Raw genomic sequence first — 19,056 nt, forward strand, 5'->3', positions numbered from 1 at the left:
AATCCGGCTGGGTACGGGATAATGGTCCGGGTTTTTCCGTAAGAAAGGGGGGGGAGGAATGTTACCTGTATTAAAACATTCCGGTCTGATGGTCATGGTCGTTGTCCATCTGCTGACAGCTGTCATTCTATTTGCTGTGTCGTATACATATGAAAAGTCAATCATTACCGATCGGAAAAACAAATGGCTGTTTTTCATCATCAGTCTGATTTACAGCTGGATTGGGACAATGATTATTGTAGACAGCCTGTTTGATCTGCATAGAGACCATGAACTCTCTGTTTTTATGTACCGTAATAGTCTGGTGGTCTTATGGATCGGCTTTATTCTGGTACAGCTCCTCGTGTACAAATTTTTAAACCAGGTGGAAATCAGAGAGGAATAAATAGAAAAGGAGAGGACCCCGGGGCCCTCTCCTTTTCTATGATTCGGATCCGGTTTTTATAGGAGTGACTGTTCTCTCCAGCTCCTTTGTCACCTGATCCTTATATTTAGATTCCACTAGAATATAAAGGAAGTCTCCAGCTTTGATTTCTGTTTCACCATAAGGGGTGATGACCTGATTATCACGAATGATGGCATTAATGTTCGCATGGTTCGGGAAAGACAAGTCCCGCAGCCGGCTTCCCACCACTGCTGATTCCTGGCTTGTCTGATACTGGATCATTTCCACAGCCACCTTCCCCATGGATATCAGTTCGATGGAATGGTGCGGGGTATCTTTTTTCGGGCCGACAAGGTTTAAGCGGTCCGCCATCCATGAGATCGTCGAGCCTTGAATCAATGCTGATGTCAACACGATAAAGAAGACGATGTTGAATAAGGTCTGACTGTTGTTCAATCCATCTACGACCGGAAAAGTAGCGAGGACGATTGGAACGGCTCCCCGCAGTCCGGCCCATGAAATGAACAGTTTTTCCTTGAACGTATAGTTCAGGCGGATCAAGGAAAGGAAGACAGCCGCCGGCCGCGCAACAAAGATGAGCAGCAGAGACAGGATGATGCCGTCATACATCACTTCGGATGAAAACAGCTGGTCCGGAAAGACGAGCAGCCCGAGGATGATGAACATGAGAATTTGTGCCATCCAGGCAAAGCCTTCATTAAATTGAAATATGGAATACCGGTATGTCAGTTCCCGGTTTCCAATAACAAGCGCGGCAATGTAAACGGCCAGGAAGCCGCTTCCGCCGACGAACGCGGTAATTCCGTAGGTCAAGAGCGCAAATGCAATCGATAAGATTGGATAAAGTGCACTTGATCCGAGTCGGATGCGGTTTATAGAGAAGGAGGCTGTCCAGCCGAACAGGACACCTAATACGAGCCCCAGGCCCATCTGAAGGAAAAATGTGGGGATGAGCATCCAGATGGAGCTGCCTTCATTGGAAATCAACTCGATGAAGGAAAGAGTTAAAAAGACCGCCATCGGGTCGTTGGTTCCGGATTCCGCTTCCAAGGTCGCTCCCATTTTCGCTTTGATGTTCCGTTCTTTTAACACAGAAAATACAGCGGCCGCATCGGTCGAACCGACAATGGCCCCAAGCAGCAGTCCCTCCATCAAGCTTAAGTCAAGCAGAAGAAAAGCAGCCGCCCCAATTAACGTCGATGTAAGGACAACGCCGATGGTAGCGAGAGACAACGAAGGGACGGCGACGGAGCGGACGGTCGCCCATTTCGTATGCAGTCCTCCTTCGAACAAAATCAGGACGAGGGCGAAGACCCCGAACAGCTGGGCCACTCCCGCATCATCGAAATAGATGATTCCAAGTCCGTCACTGCCGATGATCATTCCGACAATCATAAACAGAATCAACGCCGGCAGCCCCCAGCGGCTGGAAAATTTAGCAGCAATGATGCCGCTGAAAAGTAAAAACGCGGTAATAAGTACAAACGCATCCGTTCCAAAAGCTTCAATAAACATTCCATAACTCCCTTATTCAATGTGTAGATCAAGGACCATGCCTGAAACTTCAAGCATGGTCCCGCTTTTACAAACCTATGATCTGCTTCAGCTCTTTCGTATTGACCATGTCCCAGGAAAAACCGACCCACCAGGAGGACCAGTCCGCTCCGTTTAGAGCACCGAAGAGCCAGACAAAACCGAAAAAGCATAGATAAATAAATAGAACGACCACGGCATAAAGCCCTGTGTCTTTAAAATTTTTCAACGCGCTGTCTCCTTTATATGGAATCATGTGCATCCATGAAAAAAGGAGCGCTTATGTATAGGTTGAATTCGTATGCCTGGCAATGAGAAATCCTCTGTTTTCACCCTGCAAACCAAGCACCTGGTGCTCAAAAAGTCCACGGAATTGGACAAATGAGAAAAGGGAAGCGTGTATAAACATAGAAGATCCCAAGTCGTCCAGATCCGGGAGCAGAGGGAAGGATAGAGGCTGGAAAAATACGGCCTCACTGTCCGACAGCTCAACAGATGACGCGATATTCAAATCGTCAGACCAGCTGTAGGCAAGCTCCTGAAATTTCCCATGCGGACTTAAAACCGCTGCAAATAACAGCATGCATCCTAAAATGAAGATGGAAAACAGGCGCATTTTTTCCCTCCTTCCAAACAGGTGATCTTTCTATTATATCAATCGATCCGGTCAAAGTCATGGAAGAAGAAACTGGGAAATTGCTGACATGTTGAAACGTCTTTAACGTTCATTCGTATAGAAAGGCAGAGAAAAAATGTCCGGGGGGATCCGCATGTTAAAATGGATGATTTATTTGTTCCTGTTCGTCTTGAATGGAGCTTTTTTGCTTTCGGTTTTTAACGTATGGACGAACTTCACCGCGTTATGGGTGATGGTAATCTTTACAGGAATCTTTTTGGGAACATTCGAAGTGCTCCACAGGTTAGGGAAATTGACGGATGTGAAAAAGGGAGAGTCTTAAATGCGTCATTTACTGCCGGTGATTTTAGTTATGGTGGCTATAGGTCTTTTGATTAAGGTTATGAATATATTTCCAGCCGGTTATACCGTATTTATTGGAGTGGTTTCAATCTTTCTAATGTATGACGGCGTTAAAGCGTGGAAGGATCGCTCATTCATAAAAGCAGTAAGTAAGATGCTGATGTCTATGCTGCTGTTTATAATGATGGTCACACGTGTTTCTTAAGAACATGGGAGGTGGACGGATGTGGGTTTTACTTCCTGGTTTATATTGTTGTTCACCTTATTTATGGCTGTCAGTGGTTTTAAAAGGAAGGATAAGAAGAGATGAGAAAGCCGCTGATTATGAAGCGGCTTTCTTTTTTTGTGAGCGTCCGAACCACCTGTCTCCGGTTTCATTGACAACGATGGAAAAGAGAATCAGGCCGATGCCTGTCCACTGAAGAATGGTCACCTGTTCCTTCAGCACCACCATAGCCGATACAATGGCCACCGGCAGTTCTACAGAGCTGAGAATGTTGGCCAGCCTTGCAGAAATGTGCGGGGCCCCTCCAGCGAAAAACAATGGGGGAATCACGGCGCCAACCATCGCAATGCCGAGACTGATCAGCCAAAGCTCTCCTTCCAAGACAGGAAACGTTGGAATGTCCCTGGAAAATACAATCAGTACGAGGAGGAGTGAGCCTGTTATCATCCAGGAGCTGCTGAGCACGGAATTCACTTCCGGTGCGGCCTGTCCACTCGTATAAATAAACGCTGCATAGGAGAGTGCTGATAAAAGGCCGAGGATCACGCCGGCAGCAGGGAGCTCACCCATGCCTCCCGAAAGAACCTCGGACGCCAGGATGACCCCGGATAATGTAATCCCAAGGGAGACGAAGTGCACTTTTTCTGGTGATTTTTTTAAGAAGACCCATTCAATCAGCATTCCGATCCATACAAATTGAAAGAGCAGGACGATTGCCATGGAAGCGGGAATGTACTGCATCGCTCCGTAATAAAAAATACTCGTTAAGCCTACGGACGACCCCGCGCCCATCACCTTGAGCCGGTCGGTGTACTTCATATGCCGGATGTCCTTCCAATGCGGGAAAGACAACAGCCACAGTAGAACGAACGCTATGATCATCTGCGCGATGTTCAACTGCCCGAGCGAATACCCCTCAGCAAATCCGTGCTTCACAAAAATCGGTGTAAAACCGAAACTTGCCGCTCCGATAAATACCAACAAGGCTCCTTTCTTTTTCATACCGTCACCTTCTTTCTGTATCCATCCTCCACTTTATCATGAACGAGGTAAGACGGCATCCGGGATAAATAGTTCTGTCCATGAATCTGCTGAATAAGATGAAAATGGGGATTTCTTGAAAGGGGAGTGGCACGATGTATTCAAATGAAAATCCGGATCAGCTGGCGTGGCAAGCAATGAAATATGATATGCTTTCAAATTATTACAAGTATATCGATCCGAACAAGGCTATCCACTATTACCATAAGCACCTGCAGTGCATGCAGCAGTGGGTGATGTGTGAACGTAGTGAAGGGATGGGCATGGGCGGAGGTGGCGGGGGTACAGCAAAAGTAAGAGTTCTTCATGCTTCACCGGATGCACCGAACGTAGATGTATATGTGAACGGTCAGAAAATATTGGAAAACGTCCCTTATAAGCAGCAGAGTGAGTATTTGGAAGTTCCTCAAGGACAGTACCGCATAGATATTTATGCCGCTGGTGACACTACACAGCCTGTTCTGACGCAGAACGTAGCTGTTGAAGCTGATCGTCAATATACGGTTGCTGCAGCTGGAAAAGTCAATCAACTTCAGCTCATCCCGGTCGTCGACAATGATCACACCGCGTACGGCAATGCCAAGGTCCGTTTCTGGCATCTTTCTCCAAACGCACCGGCTGTGGATGTAGCCGTCAAAGGCGGAGATGTCCTGTTTAGAAATGTCCCGTTCGGCCGGGCGACCCGCTATATCACGGTTCCACCGACAACAGCTGATTTAGAGGTCCGGGTAGCTGGAACGAACCAGGTGGTTCTCGAGGTGCCAGGGGTAACCTTGAATCCGAATGAAGCTTATACGGCTGTTGCGGTCGGGTTGGCTGGTGAGCAGCCGCCGCTCGAAGCGATTTTTCTGCAGCCATAAAAAAAGGAAGCGTTCATCAGGAACGCTTCCTTTTTTTATTCAGAAGCCTGGCCGGCTTTTTTCTTGCTGTAATGCTTCCTTGCTTTCATCCGGTTGCCGCACACGTCCATGGAACACCATTTACGCCGCCCTTTTTGATTTACGAACAATGCCAGGCAGTCATCGTTCTGGCATGCGGAAATCTTCTCCCAGATACCGGCTTCCTTATGATGGAGCATTTGATAGGCAAGGAGCGCCAGCAGCCCGTCCGCCCCCCCTTTTAAAGGTACCGGTACAAGCGCACCCTGTTCGAAGATGAACTGCAGCGATCCTTTCGTCCATTCACTCAGCATGTGTGTAAATTCTTCTTCATTTTCTTTACTGTAAAAATATGAACGGCTTTGATCACGGAAATCGCGGATTTTCTTAGTGTGAAAGGCTTCCTGTTTGAGAGCTTTCACCTGCTGATCTAAGAGGAGTCCGTGGTAAGACATGAGATCAAGCCATTGATACACCTCTGCTTCTGTCGTTAAATAATCATTCGCCTGATCCCAGTGGCTGTTTATCGTATTGAAAAAGTTAATAAATACATAAGAGGAAAATTGGGAAAGTGTCATCCGATCCTGCATCATAAAAACCTCCGAATCCTTTCTATTGACTTATAGTTTAACATACCTTAACATTCTAACCGTAATAAAAATATTTACAGGTTATAAAATAACCGGCAAATGGAGGAATATATCATGGCAGTTACAAACGTAACCGATGCAAACTTTGCAAATGAAACCAAAGAAGGCCTTGTCCTTGCGGATCTTGGTGCCCCATGGTGCGGACCATGTAAAATGATCGCCCCTGTTCTTGAGGAACTGGATGCTGAAATGGGCGAACAAGCGAAAATCGTAAAACTGGATGTTGACCAAAACCCTGAAACTGCGCAGGAATATGGAGTAATGAGCATCCCGACACTTCTTTTCTTCAAAGACGGAGAGCTGGTTGACAAAAAAGTCGGCTTCAAATCAAGGGAAGAACTTGCTGAAACATTGAATCAACACCAATAATGAGGAACGGAGGCTTCGGCCTCCGTTTTTTTATAGGAAAAATGGTGAAAAATTGATATATCGTGAAATTAATTGATATAGGCTGGAAAAAATCGATATATCACGAATTTAGTTGATATATTCTAATAAAAATTGATATATCCGGAAAAAGACTGATAGACCCGCCTGATCGACCGATATCGGCTGCACCTACACGTCCGGCAAAAAAGTTTTCGCTTTGACATCTTCCTGACTTATTTCTTTTTTATGATGAACATGTACCAAATACATGAAGTCTACAGGAGGACGTAAAGACATGAAAAACGTACTTTCAAAAAAAGCGCTGACAGGGGCTCTTGCATTGGCGATTGCAATCCCGGGAATTTCTTATGCGGCGACGGATGCAGAAACAGATACTGGTTCAGAAGCCGCGCAGGAATCGGTGGAAAGCGGTGAAACGGAAATCCGCAGCCTGCTGCAGCAGTTCAAAAACGGGGAGCGGAGCGAAGATGAAGTTCTTGAAAAGCTGCAGGAACAGAAACGCTTCTTCTTCCAAAAAGGCGGCCACCACTTTGAGGACTTAGATGATGAAACCAAAGAAAAGCTGGAAGAGATCAAGTCCAAGGTGGAAGCAGGCGAATGGACGAAGGAAGAAGCGAAAGCGGAGCTGGAGGAGCTCGGGATTGAGCAGCCCCGCCATCACGGTGGAAAAGGTCATCGCATAAGCGCAGACCTGACTGAGGAACAGCGCACCCAGCTGGATGAGATTCGTGAGCAGGTCGAAAGCGGTGAACTGACAGAGGAGGAAGCGCAGGCCCAGCTTGAGGAACTAGGCATTGAAATAAAGCCTCGCGGTCAGGCCCCGGATACAGAGGAAAGTGAAGAAGCAGAAACTACGGCTTCCGCTGTATAATCTCTCTTACGAGTAAAGAAGGCTTTTCTCATAAAGCCTTCTTTTTTTTATGATTTTTTCTCACCCGCCCTGGTTACCCTTTATAATGGAAGCAAAGGAGAGCTGAAACGATGAACAAAGTATTGATTGTAGAAGACGAACCGACCATTTCCCGTGTTCTACAAGCCTATTTATCCAAAAATGACATGATCACCGAACAGGCGTGGACGGGAAATGAAGCTATGGATAAATTTACAGCACAGCGCCCGGACCTCGTTCTGCTTGATGTCATGCTTCCGGACAAGGATGGATGGACGGTGCTGAAGGAAATCCGTGAAAAAAGTGCCTGCCCTGTCATCATGCTGACGGCGCTCGGGGAAATCGATCATAAACTGAAGGGATTTGAAACAGGAGCCGACGATTACATAGCTAAACCTTTCATAGGTGAAGAAGTTGTGGCACGAGTGAAAGCGGTCCTGAGCCGTCCTGCGGCAAGAGTGGAGGACCACCTTCTCCGCATAGGATCACTGGTCGTCGATACGGCTGCTCATACCGTCTATAAAAATGGAGAGGCAATTGAACTGTCTCCAAAGGATGGGAAGCTGTTTATTTTTCTTACCCTGCATCCGAACCAGACCTTCACACGGGAGCAGCTGCTCGACCAAATATGGGGTTACGACTATGAGGGGAGTGACCGGGCGGTGGATTTGTCGATCAAGCGGATCCGAAAGGCGCTGGGAAATTCAATGGAAGAGCCGTATGACATTAAAACACTGCGGGGATTGGGGTATCAGTGGAGTGTACAAACCTGAGAAGCGTAAAACGATTTTTCATTACTGGTCCAGAAGGTACTTGGCTACGCTTCTCATCGGCTTGATTCTCATAGCCGCAGGGTCCGTCTGGTGGATCAAGAAGACGACGGTCGACCACAGGCTGAATCTGATGCACATTGTCGGACAGGAAATTGCCGATAGAATTGTGACGACAAACGGCCGTATTCTTTCAGGGCCGTTGTTTGAGGAGATTTTAAGAAACCGCGCAGGAGAATTGGATGTAAATGAAACTCCGGCTGCGCTGATTGTCACCGACCAAGGGGAGATTCTCGTTACGAACCAGCGCGGAGGGCAGATCAGGAATGCCGGGGATTATGTTGATGAATCGTTGTATCAGACGACCGAGTCCGTGGTGTCCCTTGACCGGAATCAAAGGGCTTACGTGATCAGCGAGCCGATTGAAAGCGGAGATGAAACGCTCGGGTATGTCGTATTAGTGAATGATAAGGAAACCCTCAGCCGCCTGAATCAGGAATATGGATTACTGGCCCTGCTGCTCGGTGGTGTTGGTCTGCTCGGGTGGGGAGTCATCTATTATTTAACAAGACAGCTCTCCAAGCCGTTGAAAGAGACAGCCAGTGCAGCCCGAATGGTCAGTGAAGGCAGCTATGATATTCAAATGTCTTCGCCGCCGAAGGAAAAAGAGCTGGCCGAATTGATGGATTCCTTTACCGATATGGCCGCAAAGCTGAAGCAGCTGGAAGAGATGCGCACCGAACTCCTGGCGGGGGTGACTCACGACTTGAAAACCCCGGTCACTTCGATGAGTGGTCTGATCCAGGCGGTCAAGGATGAGATTGTTGAAGGGGAGGAAGCAAAAGAATATCTTGCTTTATCTCTGCAGGAAGTGGAACGCCTTCAAGTTATGATCCAGGATCTATTGAGCTTTAATACGTACGCCGCTGGGGCCCTGCCGATGTACAAAAAGCAACAGCCGCTTCGTCCGATTCTGACCCATTTCCAAAAACAGTGGCAGTCAGACCCGGATCACATACCCTTGGACGTGCAGTTCCCAGCGGAGGCTGTCACTCTTTCTGTTGATGATCACCGGCTGAAGCAGATCTTATTCAATCTTGTTCAAAATGCCGATCAGGCTGTACAGGAAGGAAAGATTATAATCGATGCCAGCCGGGACGAATCCAATCTGATTATGAAAATTTCCGATACCGGAACAGGCATTCCGGAAGACGAACAGGCGCTCATATTCGAACGTTTCTACCGAGGGAAAGACAAAAAATTGAAACAGAGAGGCCTCGGACTCGGTCTTCCTCTCAGCCGCATGCTCGTCGAGGCGCATGGCGGCCGTCTTGAGCTGACTGAATCATCGGAGAACGGTACGATTTTCACGCTGACGCTTCCTCTTTTGGAGGAGTAGGCGTACGATTGTTTCCTATTTATATAAGACCAAGATAAACACCTGACATCCAAATGCTGTCAGGTGTTTGTTTTGTCGAAAGAAAGGGAAAGGATTGGTAACGTTCGAGGGGGGATAATTTTGGAAACCCGTATGTGGAACATTCATCGCTACAAGGAACAGTACGGGCAGGAGGAAGAAGACATCGTAGCTGTCGAATACCCGTTGACCATCGTTGTCAATGGAGAGGAATTCGCTACGATGGTCTGCACACCCATGGATATGGAAGACCTTGTCATTGGTTTTCTTGCTTCGGAAGGTGTCATTCTTACGTATAGGGAATTGACGAGCCTGACAATTGACGAGGAGCGTGGCTTTGCCTATGTGGAAACATCCCGGAGCGTTCCGTTTGTAAAAGAAGGGCAGAAACGCTGGCTTGGAAGCTGCTGTGGAAAAAGCCGCGCCTTTTACTTTCAAAGTGATGCGGCTACCGCCAAGACGGCCGTGGATACGACGTCGTTTTCTCCAGACGAGTGCTATCAGCTGATGGAATCCTTCCACCAGGAAGCAGGCATGTTTAAACAGACCGGAGGCGTCCATCAGGCTGCCATTGCTGGTGTTTCGGGCATTTTGAAGGCGTATACAGATATCGGCCGTCATAATGCTCTCGATAAATTATATGGGTGGATGCTTCGAAAGCAAGTAAGTCCAAAAGAAAAGATCGTTATTTTTAGTGGCCGGATTTCTTCGGAGGTCCTTTTGAAAGTATCCAAAATGCGGTTCGGCCTGCTTTTGTCAAAATCAGCCCCGACAGATCTGGCACTGCAGCTGGCTGATGATCTGAATATTACAGCTGCCGGGTTTGTCAGAGGTAATCGGATGAACGTCTACACCCATCCCGGCCGTGTAAAGGAAGAAAGTAAAGGAGGAGTCATGATTGAATGAACATACCGTCGTAAAAATAAATGGCACAGAATACCTCGCTGATCATCCGGACCAGACACTCATCCAATTAATGAATAAAGTCAATGAACAGGTGCCTCAGATCTGTTACAACGAATCTCTTGGACCGATCCAGACATGTGATTCCTGTATCGTTCAGGTCGACGGAGAGCTTGTCCGGGCGTGCGGGACCAAAGTCAAGGCGGGTATGAAAGTGCAGACGCAGCTTCCACATGTACATAAAGCGCAGAAGGAAGCTCTTGACCGTGTTCTGGAAAAACATGAACTGTACTGCACCGTCTGTGATTATAACAATGGATCGTGTGAAATCCACAATACGATGGCGGAATTCGGCATTGAGCACCAGGAACGTCCATTTCAGCCGACAAGCTATGAAAAGGACTACTCAGGCACGTTTTACCGTTACGATCCTGACCAGTGTATCCTGTGCGGACGCTGTGTGGAAGTGTGTCAGGACGTTCAGGTAAATGAGACGCTGACGATAGACTGGGAGCGTCAGGAGCCGCGGGTCATCTGGGATAACGATGTTCCCATTGATCAGTCTTCCTGTGTCAACTGCGGGCAGTGTTCCACCGTCTGTCCGTGTAACGCCATGATGGAGGTCGGCATGGAGGGAGAGGCCGGATTTTTGACGGACACGGAGCCTGGAATCCTGAAATCGATGATCAATTTAACGAAGAAGGTGGAAACCGGTTACGGTCCATTGTTTGCTGTATCCGATTCTGAGGCAGCGATGCGTGAAGAAACAATCAAGAAGGAAAAAACCGTTTGTACCTACTGCGGTGTCGGGTGTTCCTTTGATGTATGGACGAAGGACCGGCAGATTCTCAAGGTAGAGCCAAGTGCCCAGTCACCGGCCAACGGCATATCCACATGTATCAAAGGGAAATTCGGCTGGGACTACGTGAATAGTGAGGACCGCCTTCAGAAGCCGCTCGTCCGCCGCGGCGATCATTTTGAAGAGGTGGAATGGGACGAGGCGATGCAGTATGTGGTCGATCGTATGAAGAAAATCCTTGCTGAGAAAGGCCCGGATCATCTGGCCTTCATCGCATCCTCCAAAGCGACCAACGAGGAATCCTACCTGATGCAGAAGCTTGCCCGTCAGGTGATCGGGACGAACAACGTGGATAACTGTTCCCGCTACTGCCAGGCACCGGCAACAAAAGGGTTGTTCCGCACGGTGGGGTATGGCGGCGATTCCGGATCCATTGATGATCTGGGAGACAGTAAACTCGTCATTACTATCGGTTCCAACACAGCAGAATCCCACCCTGTTCTTGCTTCGCGCATCAAGCGTTCCCAGAAGCTGTTGGGACATAAGCTGTTCGTCTTTGACTTGAGAAAGCATGAAATGGCGAAGCGTGCCGATCGTTTTTATCAGCCGAAATCAGGCACCGATCTTGTCTGGCTTTCCGCTGTTACGAAATACATTCTTGACCAGGGCTGGGAGGATAAAAACTTCCTGAATGACTGGGTCAATGGCTTTGATGAATATCGGGAAAGCCTCGAGCCGTTTACGATGGCATATGCTTCGGACTTGACCGGCATCCCTCAGGAGGAACTGAAGCAGGTGGCGGAGGAAGTGGCCACATCCGAATCGGTAGCCATCTGCTGGGCGATGGGCGTGACACAGCATATGCTCGGAAGTGATACGAGTACAGCCATCAGTAACCTGCTGCTTATTACCGGAAACTACGGGAAGCCGGGTACAGGCGCTTATCCACTGCGCGGCCACAACAACGTACAGGGATGCAGTGATTTCGGAAGTATGCCGAACTTCTTCCCCGGGTATGAATCGACAGAGGACGATGAGGTCCGGGCCCGTTATGAAAAAGCGTGGGGGACGGAGCTGCCGAAAGAAACCGGCATGGATAACCACGAGATGATTGAAGCCATTCATGATGGCGAACTGTCCATGATGTATGTCATGGGTGAGGACACAGGAATTGTCGATGCCAATATCAATTATGTAACAGCCGCCTTTGAAAAACTCGATTTGTTCATCGTACAAGACTTGTTCCTGACGAAGACCGCTGAATATGCCGACGTTGTGCTTCCGGCCTCCCCGAGCCTTGAAAAGGACGGCACATTTACCAATACAGAGCGCCGGATACAACGTCTTTATAAGAGCTTTGATCCGTTGGAAGGTACAAAGCCGGACTGGGAAATCATTCAGCTGATGGCCGGGTATTTTGGTGTAGACTGGGGCTATGAGCATCCATCTGAAATCATGGCAGAAGCAGCAGGACTTGCTCCGTTGTTTGCAGGTGTTACGTATGAACGTCTGGAAGGGTATAATTCCCTGCAGTGGCCTGTAGCCGAAGACGGAACAGATGAACCACTTCTCTTTACGGAAGGATTCCCGTTTGAGGATAAAAAGGCAAAGCTTTATCCACTGACGTATGAGCTGATGTATGACACCAATGAAGAGTATGACCTTCATGTAAACAATGGCCGGCTGCTGGAGCATTTCCACGAAGGCAACATGACCTACCGAACATCGGGCATCCGGAGGAAAACGCCGAATGCCTTCATAGAAGTTTCTGAAGAGCTCGCCAAAGAGCGGGGGATTGAAGAAGGAGCGGAAGTGAAGCTGATTTCTGAATCAGGAGAAGCGACCGGGCAGGTGACGGTTACCGACCGTGTCCGCGGGAAAGAGATCTTCCTGCCGCTGAACAGCAATGGTAAATCAGCCATCAACTATCTGACTGATAACCGGGTTGATAAAGATACTGACACACCGGCTTATAAGGAAATTGCTGTGAAAATGAAAGTGCTCAAAAAGAAAGGGAAGTCGCCGATTCCGAAAAATAACCACCGGAATGGAAATCCGGTGCCGCAGATCAGTGTGAAGGTCCAGAAAAAATGGCAGCGGGAAGATTATACATTCCCAGGCAAGGGGGCTCATTAATGGCACGGGCGATCACCGATATTAAACGATTTGAGAAATCGAGGGAAGAAGTCATTGAGGAAAATGTCCAGGAAGTAAAAGAGGCGGTGGCAGACAACAAGGAGGCGATCCTGCAAGGCATCGAACTGCTCAGTGCCCTTCAAAAAGAAGGGACGCTTGATACGCTGTCGGCTTTTGTGAAAGCGAAGGATGAAACCCTCGCCAATGTTGTCAGGGAAATAGATAAGGAACAATATACACCCCTGTTGAACAATCTTCCTGAGCTCGTTTTCCTGCTTGGCGATTTGAACGTCAGCGGAATCCGGAACTTGAGCAGCCGCCTGAACAATGGTCTGGAGCGTATGGAGGATGAAGGAACGACGAAAAAAATGAACATGCTTGATTTTGCCAAAGTATTGAAAGATCCGGAGATCAACCGGAGCCTGACGATGCTGATGTCCTTTCTGAAAGGAATGGGACAGAAATAGCAGTACAGACAAAAGCCTGAGCCGGAATCTGGTTCAGGCTTCTTTGTGCAGACTATGCACCAGGAGGATTTTACAAAGCGGAAGTAGAAGAACAGAGAGAGACGCGGAGAGGAGTGAACACTTTGAATTCCAGCATTGCTATTGTTACAGGAGTGGGGAGGGAAAAAGGCATCGGTACAGCGGTATGTCACGCACTGGCATCATCAGGTGCGGATATTTTCTTCACTTATTGGTCGGCTTATGACCGATCGATGCCTTTCTATGACAAAGATAAAGATGAAGGATGGCCGGAAAAACTGGAAGCGCAGATTCAGAAATCCGGCGTCCGTTGTGCGTCACTGGAGCTGGATTTATCGAAAAAAGAAGCCCCGGAAAAATTGCTCGATGTGGTGGAAGAACGCCTTGGTAGTCCTTCCATTCTTATAAACAATGCGACGTATTCGGTTGACGTAGACGTTACATCTATGGATGCGGAAGTTCTTGATGCCCATTACGAGGTGAATGTCAGAGGCACGCTTTTGTTAACGACGGCTTTTGCAAGAAGAATCAAAGGCAGACACGGAGGAAGAGTGATTCATATGGTTTCCGGACAAGACAAATCACCGGAACCGGGAAACCTTGCCTATGTAACTACGAAAGGTGCGGTCTCGGCTTTTACAAAGTCAGCAGCGATTGAATTGGCGTCACTGCATATCACTGTTAATGCTGTCGATCCAGGGCCGACAAACACAGGGTGGATGACCCGGGAGCTGGAAGATGAACTGAAACCGAAATTTCCCATGGGACGGATCGGTGAACCCGAGGACGCTGCCCGCCTGATCTGCTTTCTTGCGGGAGAAGACGCTGGGTGGGTGACGGGTCAGATCATCCATTCAGATGGAGGCTTCCTATCATAAAAAAACTCCATGGCTATCTAATTGGGACTGTCGCTTCTTTTTTAAGAAAGAGGTACCGTTTCTTTTACATAATCCCGTGACATCGAAATGAACTCCCGGGCTGAAAAGGCGAGGTACTTATTCTTTTTCCATACGAGCCCCAATTCCAGACGGAGGTTGGGATGGGAGAGAGGAAGAACAGCGATATTTTTATCAGCCGCTTCCCGAGCAATATGACTCGGAAGCAGAGCTGCGCCGACTTTTGCCTCCACCATCTCAATCATAAAGTCCCTGTGGGAGCTGTGGCAGACGATATTCGGGTGAAATCCTGATGCCCGGCACTCTTCAATGATGCGGTCGTGAAGGGTGAAATCCTCCCGGTATAGAATGAAAGATTCATCCCGGAGTTCACTGAGATGGACGGTTTTCTTATCAGCTGTAGCTGTATCTTTATGGACGAGAAGCATCAAGGGGTCATCCACCACCTTCAACGTATGAAATTGCGACGATTCGACAGGGAGATTGCATACAAGTCCAAAATCCAGAGAACCGTCTTCAACGCCCTGCTTGATCATCTTCGATCCGACTTCACTTAGGAGAATGTCCACTTCGGGATATTTGTCACGGTAATAACGGATGATTTTTGAGAAGAAGGCAGCTCCGGTAATCGGAGGAATACCGATCCGGATCTTTCCTTTTTTTACGTTCGTAATATCATCAAGCTCTGCCGTTAAGTTATGAAAGGCATCCAGGACTTGGATCGCATTAGCGAGGACTGCTTCCCCGGCATCAGTCAGCTGCAGAACCTTGGACCTGTAAAACAGCGGCACACCAAGCTCTGTCTCCATCAGCTTGACCGTTTTGCTTAACGAAGGCTGAGACACGTGCAGGGTAGCAGCGGCTTTCGTAAAGCTCATTTGTTTAGCCACTTCAGCAAAGTATTCCAAATGGCGGATATCCATATCCATCCCCCCTGTAAAAAAATAGGTGCTTCGAATGTCCTGGTATAACTAAATGGAATAATAGTGATTCCAAATATGTATTTTAGATATGTTCATTTCTATTATATGATAGAAAGCAACCAATAGATAGAAATTTCCGACAATTATTGGAAGCGTTTTCCGTCGGATGTTCTTTCAATTTACGAAGGAGGAATAAAGAATGCAGGATTATGTAAAAGTGGGGAACATTCAAGTCGCTCCTGTCCTTTATGAATTTATTAATAAACAAGCGGTGCCGGACAGCGGCATCTCCAGTGATGACTTCTGGGCCGGCCTTGAAGCCATCCTGCACCATCTCGCTCCAAAAAATAAGCAGCTGCTCGAAATCCGTGATGAGATGCAGAAAAAAATTGATGATTGGCATCTCAACCATGATCTGTCCAACAAAGAAGCCTATACGTCGTTTTTAAAGGAATTGGATTACATTGAACCGGAAGTCGAGGACTATTCTATTTCCACAGAAAATATTGATGATGAAATCTCCCGCCAGGCAGGTCCTCAGCTTGTTGTACCTGTGAACAATGCCCGGTATGCCATCAATGCTGCCAATGCCCGGTGGGGAAGCTTGTATGATGCCTTATATGGGACGGATGTGATCAGTGAAGCAGATGGAGCCGAACCTAAAGGAGACTACAATCCCGTCCGCGGCGAAAAGGTCATCACTTATGCGAAATCGTTTCTTGACCGTACGTTCCCTCTTGCTGATGGCTCACATGAAGACGTGGAAGGCTACAGCATTTTTGACGGCCGCTTGAAAGTAAAAACGTCATCGGAGCCGACGGAGTTGAAATATCCGGAGCAGCTGGCCGGATTTACTGGAGGCCCTGATGCACCGGCGGGTGTTCTGCTTGTGAACAATGGTCTACATGTCGAGATACAAATCAACCGTAATGATCCGATCGGTCAGACGGACAAGGCTGGTGTAAAAGATGTGCTTGTCGAATCAGCAGTGACGACAATTATGGATTTTGAAGACTCTGTCACGGCCGTGGACGCGGACGATAAGGTCGAAGTTTATCAAAATTACCTCGGTCTGTTAAAAGGAGATCTTTCTGTCACTTTTCAAAAAGGAGACCGTGAGATCAAGAGGGAACTGAACCCGGACCGGACGTATACGACTCCGGACGGAAGTTCCCTGATCCTATCCGGGCGCTCTCTTATGTTTGCTAGGAATGTCGGACATCTCATGACTACAGATGCGGTTCTTGATCAGAACGGGGAGGAAGTACCCGAGGGAATTCTGGATACCGTTGTCACCGGCCTGCTGGCAAAGCATGATCTGTTAAAAAATGGACCATATCAAAACTCGGCCAAGGGCTCTGTATATATTGTGAAACCGAAGATGCATGGTTCCAAAGAAGTGGCCTTTGCCAACGAGTTATTCAACCGGACAGAACAGCTTCTCGGTTATGAAACGAACACATTGAAAATCGGCGTTATGGATGAAGAACGCCGCACAACTTTGAATTTGAAGGCATGTATAAATGAAGTGAAAGAGCGCATCGCATTTATTAATACCGGATTTCTTGACCGGACCGGCGATGAAATCCACACATCTATGGAAGCGGGGCCGGTCATCCGCAAAAATGATATGAAAGATTCCGCATGGCTTCAAGGTTATGAAAAATCGAACGTCCTTGTCGGTGTCCATGCCGGATTCCGCGGCCGGGCGCAGATTGGAAAAGGAATGTGGGCGATGCCGGATCGTATGGCAGAGATGATTGCTGTGAAGGACGGCCAGTTGAAGGCGGGGGCGAACACAGCTTGGGTCCCTTCCCCGACAGCGGCAACCCTTCATGCCCTTCACTACCATGAAGTGGATACAGCTGATGTTCAAAAAGAAATTTCCGGAGACCCTTCCATTCTTCAGCAGGACATTTTGAAGGTCCCTGTAGCAAAAGACAGAGACTGGAGGGAAGAGGATATCCAGCATGAACTGGATAACAATGCCCAGGGAATTCTCGGCTATGTCGTCCGCTGGGTGGAGCATGGTGTCGGCTGTTCTAAAGTCCCGAACATCGACGACGTTGAATTGATGGAAGACCGGGCGACGCTCCGGATTTCGAGCCAGCATATGGCGAACTGGCTTCATCATGGTATCGTGCAGGAAGAGCAGGTGATGGAAACGTTGAAGCGGATGGCGAAGGTCGTGGATGAACAGAATGCAGACGATCCTGATTACAAAGCGATGTCTCAAAACTTTGAACAAAGTGTGGCTTTCCAGGCTGCCTGTGACCTTGTATTCAAAGGAAAAGAACAGCCGAACGGCTATACCGAACCGATTCTTCACAGGCGCCGGCGTGAAGCGAAACAGAAACAGTATGCCAGCCATTAAGGAAAGGGAGCCGGAATTCCGGCTCCTGTTCTCTTTCTGGAAAGGCATGGGGGAAATCAGAAGGGAGGACCAAGATGGATACACAGGAACATGTAGAGCTTCATGATCTTTATGGGAATAGAGGCAGCGAATGGCACGAACCTGTCAGTGAAGAAGAAATCTGCGAACGGTTGAAGCGGGCCCATGAAGAAGGTCGGAAGGTTGCCATTGAATCGGGAGGGACAAAGCGCGGGTATGGTGGAGCGAGGGGAGAATACGACTGGACACTATCCTTGAAGAAGTATAAAGGAATTGTAGAACATAACGCCGGAGATATGACGATAACGGTGAAGCCCGGGACGACCATAGCTGAACTGCAGCGCTTTTTGCAGGAGTACGGCCAGCAGGTGTCGCTTGATCCGCACTGGCCGGAGCAGGCAACGATCGGCGGGGTGATTTCTGCCAATGAAAGTGGGCCGAAGCGGTTGGCTTACGGGTCTGCCCGTGATCTCGTCATCGGCCTCCGTATCGTCTACCCCGATGGAAGGATCATCCGCACAGGCGGTAAGGTCGTAAAAAATGTTGCCGGGTATGACATGAATAAACTGTTTATTGGTGCAATGGGGACGCTGGGTGTGATCAGTGAAATTACGATGAAACTGCGCCCTGCTCCTAAATATGAAAGCCTCGCCCTCGTGTCTGTACCGGAGGGAGAGGAAGAAAAGCTCCGCCTTCTGGCCGTGGAAATCCAGGATGCCATGATCGAGCCCGTAACACTTGAAATCCTAACCCCGGCGTTGGCGGAAAAGCTTACAGGGACCCGGGCCTTTACCCTCCTTGTCGGTTATGAGGATGTGGAGTGTTCCGTGAAGGAGCAGGAGGGATGGATGATCCATCACAAACCGGAGAATGCGGTTCTGGAGATCCTGCATGAGGAAGAAGCCCGGAAGTTCTGGGAGCGCTTTGCCGTCACCGTGCCTAACACTCACACAAAGGAAAAAGATCTGTGTGCCGTTTTGAAGGCAGGGACAAAGAATATGGATGTGTTCACGATGATGACCACGGCTCTTGACCTCGGTATCAGTCACCTTGTCGATATTGAAGCCCATGGAGGTCTCGGTCATGGAATAAGTGAATATGTTGTCCGAGGTCAGCAAGATAATATAATCGCTGTCATTGAGGGGTTGAGAGCAGCGGCCGAACAAAAAGGGGGGTACATCGTCATTAAACAGCTGCCTTTTCATTTGAGGAAGAAGGTGGATGTTTGGGGGAGAAATCCGGGGCACTTTTCCTTGATGGAAGGAATTAAAAAAGCGGTCGATCCTTATGGTGTGTGTAATCTCCAGCGTTACATAGGAGGGATTTAACTTGCTGAAAGAACT

Annotated in this window: 20 protein-coding genes; 14 read left to right on the forward strand and 6 right to left on the reverse strand. The window is 48.3% G+C overall.

Translation table 11 applies throughout. The annotated features are described in order from the left end of the window. The first annotated feature begins 58 nt into the window (after positions 1–58). Entirely contained in the window at positions 59–385 is a 327-nt protein-coding gene (locus H615_RS0104005) for a hypothetical protein (protein WP_027953932.1), read from the forward strand. A 36-nt stretch (positions 386–421) separates the two neighbouring features. On the opposite strand, the gene H615_RS20860 is transcribed toward H615_RS0104005, so the two are convergent. The 3 genes from H615_RS20860 to H615_RS0104020 all read right to left on the reverse strand — a co-directional run bounded on the left by H615_RS20860 (position 422) and on the right by H615_RS0104020 (position 2,555). After that, on the reverse strand, positions 422–1,921 hold the full coding sequence (locus H615_RS20860) for a potassium/proton antiporter (RefSeq protein ID WP_035531243.1): 1,500 nt from the start codon (positions 1,919–1,921) through the stop codon (positions 422–424). A gap of 67 nt (positions 1,922–1,988) precedes the next feature. Next, positions 1,989–2,168 carry a hypothetical protein gene (locus H615_RS0104015; protein WP_051254587.1) on the reverse strand — a complete coding sequence of 60 codons (180 nt, stop codon included), beginning with the start codon at positions 2,166–2,168 and terminating at the stop codon, positions 1,989–1,991. 51 nt (positions 2,169–2,219) lie between these two features. Next, positions 2,220–2,555, reverse strand: a complete 336-nt coding sequence (locus tag H615_RS0104020) for a hypothetical protein (protein ID WP_027953934.1) — start codon at positions 2,553–2,555, stop codon at positions 2,220–2,222. Positions 2,556–2,709: 154 nt separating this feature from the next. Here H615_RS0104020 and H615_RS0104025 point away from each other — a divergent pair, with 154 nt between their 5' ends. After that, on the forward strand, positions 2,710–2,898 hold the full coding sequence (locus H615_RS0104025) for a hypothetical protein (RefSeq protein ID WP_027953935.1): 189 nt from the start codon (positions 2,710–2,712) through the stop codon (positions 2,896–2,898). Continuing rightward, positions 2,899–3,123 carry a hypothetical protein gene (locus H615_RS0104030; RefSeq protein WP_027953936.1) on the forward strand — a complete coding sequence of 75 codons (225 nt, stop codon included), beginning with the start codon at positions 2,899–2,901 and terminating at the stop codon, positions 3,121–3,123. It abuts the gene before it with no gap. Between the two features lie 117 nt (positions 3,124–3,240). Here H615_RS0104030 and H615_RS0104035 read toward each other — a convergent pair whose 3' ends face one another. Next, the gene (locus H615_RS0104035) at positions 3,241–4,146 is read right to left on the reverse strand and encodes an EamA family transporter (protein WP_027953937.1); all 906 of its coding nucleotides are present in this window, start codon (positions 4,144–4,146) and stop codon (positions 3,241–3,243) included. Positions 4,147–4,280: 134 nt separating this feature from the next. Here H615_RS0104035 and H615_RS0104040 point away from each other — a divergent pair, with 134 nt between their 5' ends. Beyond that, positions 4,281–5,045, forward strand: a complete 765-nt coding sequence (locus H615_RS0104040) for a DUF4397 domain-containing protein (protein WP_027953938.1) — start codon at positions 4,281–4,283, stop codon at positions 5,043–5,045. Between the two features lie 35 nt (positions 5,046–5,080). Here H615_RS0104040 and H615_RS0104045 read toward each other — a convergent pair whose 3' ends face one another. After that, positions 5,081–5,653, reverse strand: a complete 573-nt coding sequence (locus H615_RS0104045; RefSeq protein WP_051254588.1) for a CGNR zinc finger domain-containing protein — start codon at positions 5,651–5,653, stop codon at positions 5,081–5,083. 114 nt (positions 5,654–5,767) lie between these two features. Here H615_RS0104045 and trxA point away from each other — a divergent pair, with 114 nt between their 5' ends. The 8 genes from trxA to H615_RS0104085 all read left to right on the forward strand — a co-directional run bounded on the left by trxA (position 5,768) and on the right by H615_RS0104085 (position 14,380). After that, a complete protein-coding gene (gene trxA / locus H615_RS0104050; RefSeq protein ID WP_027953940.1) occupies positions 5,768–6,082 on the forward strand; it encodes a thioredoxin in 315 nt (104 codons plus the stop codon). A gap of 295 nt (positions 6,083–6,377) precedes the next feature. Next, positions 6,378–6,974 (forward strand): hypothetical protein, encoded by a 597-nt coding sequence (locus H615_RS0104055; RefSeq protein WP_027953941.1) that lies wholly within the window; start codon positions 6,378–6,380, stop codon positions 6,972–6,974. 110 nt (positions 6,975–7,084) lie between these two features. Then, positions 7,085–7,765: a response regulator transcription factor gene (locus H615_RS0104060; RefSeq protein WP_027953942.1), complete on the forward strand. Its 681-nt coding sequence runs from the start codon at positions 7,085–7,087 to the stop codon at positions 7,763–7,765. Next, on the forward strand, positions 7,713–9,161 hold the full coding sequence (locus H615_RS0104065; protein ID WP_084162981.1) for a HAMP domain-containing sensor histidine kinase: 1,449 nt from the start codon (positions 7,713–7,715) through the stop codon (positions 9,159–9,161). Before H615_RS0104060 ends, H615_RS0104065 begins: the two co-directional genes overlap by 53 nt. 132 nt (positions 9,162–9,293) lie before the next feature. Continuing rightward, positions 9,294–10,085, forward strand: a complete 792-nt coding sequence (fdhD, locus tag H615_RS0104070; protein ID WP_035531497.1) for a formate dehydrogenase accessory sulfurtransferase FdhD — start codon at positions 9,294–9,296, stop codon at positions 10,083–10,085. Further along, positions 10,078–13,017, forward strand: coding sequence for a formate dehydrogenase subunit alpha (fdhF, locus tag H615_RS0104075; RefSeq protein ID WP_027953945.1), 2,940 nt, complete (start codon positions 10,078–10,080; stop codon positions 13,015–13,017). The genes fdhD and fdhF overlap by 8 nt, the downstream gene beginning before the upstream one ends. After that, complete coding sequence (locus H615_RS0104080; protein ID WP_027953946.1) at positions 13,017–13,484, forward strand: helical membrane plugin domain-containing protein; 468 nt, start codon at positions 13,017–13,019, stop codon at positions 13,482–13,484. Before fdhF ends, H615_RS0104080 begins: the two co-directional genes overlap by 1 nt. A 113-nt stretch (positions 13,485–13,597) precedes the next feature. Then, entirely contained in the window at positions 13,598–14,380 is a 783-nt protein-coding gene (locus H615_RS0104085) for an SDR family oxidoreductase (RefSeq protein ID WP_027953947.1), read from the forward strand. A 41-nt stretch (positions 14,381–14,421) separates the two neighbouring features. On the opposite strand, the gene H615_RS0104090 is transcribed toward H615_RS0104085, so the two are convergent. After that, positions 14,422–15,321, reverse strand: coding sequence for a LysR family transcriptional regulator (locus H615_RS0104090; protein WP_027953948.1), 900 nt, complete (start codon positions 15,319–15,321; stop codon positions 14,422–14,424). A gap of 199 nt (positions 15,322–15,520) precedes the next feature. On the opposite strand from H615_RS0104090, the gene H615_RS0104095 reads away from it, so the two are divergent. Together H615_RS0104095 and H615_RS20865 are read left to right on the forward strand one after the other, a co-directional pair. Beyond that, a complete protein-coding gene (locus tag H615_RS0104095) occupies positions 15,521–17,695 on the forward strand; it encodes a malate synthase G (RefSeq protein WP_027953949.1) in 2,175 nt (724 codons plus the stop codon). A 74-nt stretch (positions 17,696–17,769) separates the two neighbouring features. After that, on the forward strand, positions 17,770–19,041 hold the full coding sequence (locus H615_RS20865) for an FAD-binding oxidoreductase (protein WP_051254589.1): 1,272 nt from the start codon (positions 17,770–17,772) through the stop codon (positions 19,039–19,041). Positions 19,042–19,056 lie beyond the last annotated feature (15 nt).

The sequence above is a fragment of the Halobacillus kuroshimensis DSM 18393 genome (assembly GCF_000425705.1).
Lineage (GTDB): Bacteria > Bacillota > Bacilli > Bacillales > Halobacillaceae > Halobacillus > Halobacillus kuroshimensis.

What these genes read in the sequence shown, in the direction of transcription:
- H615_RS0104005 (WP_027953932.1), top strand. Translation starts at nt 59, where the DNA reads ATGTTACCTGTATTAAAACATTCCGGTCTGATGGTCATGGTCGTTGTC.
- H615_RS20860 (WP_035531243.1), bottom strand. Translation starts at nt 1,921, where the DNA reads ATGTTTATTGAAGCTTTTGGAACGGATGCGTTTGTACTTATTACCGCG.
- H615_RS0104020 (WP_027953934.1), bottom strand. Translation starts at nt 2,555, where the DNA reads ATGCGCCTGTTTTCCATCTTCATTTTAGGATGCATGCTGTTATTTGCA.
- H615_RS0104025 (WP_027953935.1), top strand. Translation starts at nt 2,710, where the DNA reads ATGTTAAAATGGATGATTTATTTGTTCCTGTTCGTCTTGAATGGAGCT.
- H615_RS0104030 (WP_027953936.1), top strand. Translation starts at nt 2,899, where the DNA reads ATGCGTCATTTACTGCCGGTGATTTTAGTTATGGTGGCTATAGGTCTT.
- H615_RS0104035 (WP_027953937.1), bottom strand. Translation starts at nt 4,146, where the DNA reads ATGAAAAAGAAAGGAGCCTTGTTGGTATTTATCGGAGCGGCAAGTTTC.
- H615_RS0104040 (WP_027953938.1), top strand. Translation starts at nt 4,281, where the DNA reads ATGTATTCAAATGAAAATCCGGATCAGCTGGCGTGGCAAGCAATGAAA.
- H615_RS0104045 (WP_051254588.1), bottom strand. Translation starts at nt 5,653, where the DNA reads ATGCAGGATCGGATGACACTTTCCCAATTTTCCTCTTATGTATTTATT.
- trxA (WP_027953940.1), top strand. Translation starts at nt 5,768, where the DNA reads ATGGCAGTTACAAACGTAACCGATGCAAACTTTGCAAATGAAACCAAA.
- H615_RS0104055 (WP_027953941.1), top strand. Translation starts at nt 6,378, where the DNA reads ATGAAAAACGTACTTTCAAAAAAAGCGCTGACAGGGGCTCTTGCATTG.
- H615_RS0104060 (WP_027953942.1), top strand. Translation starts at nt 7,085, where the DNA reads ATGAACAAAGTATTGATTGTAGAAGACGAACCGACCATTTCCCGTGTT.
- H615_RS0104065 (WP_084162981.1), top strand. Translation starts at nt 7,713, where the DNA reads ATGACATTAAAACACTGCGGGGATTGGGGTATCAGTGGAGTGTACAAA.
- fdhD (WP_035531497.1), top strand. Translation starts at nt 9,294, where the DNA reads ATGTGGAACATTCATCGCTACAAGGAACAGTACGGGCAGGAGGAAGAA.
- H615_RS0104080 (WP_027953946.1), top strand. Translation starts at nt 13,017, where the DNA reads ATGGCACGGGCGATCACCGATATTAAACGATTTGAGAAATCGAGGGAA.
- H615_RS0104090 (WP_027953948.1), bottom strand. Translation starts at nt 15,321, where the DNA reads ATGGATATCCGCCATTTGGAATACTTTGCTGAAGTGGCTAAACAAATG.
- H615_RS0104095 (WP_027953949.1), top strand. Translation starts at nt 15,521, where the DNA reads ATGCAGGATTATGTAAAAGTGGGGAACATTCAAGTCGCTCCTGTCCTT.
- H615_RS20865 (WP_051254589.1), top strand. Translation starts at nt 17,770, where the DNA reads ATGGATACACAGGAACATGTAGAGCTTCATGATCTTTATGGGAATAGA.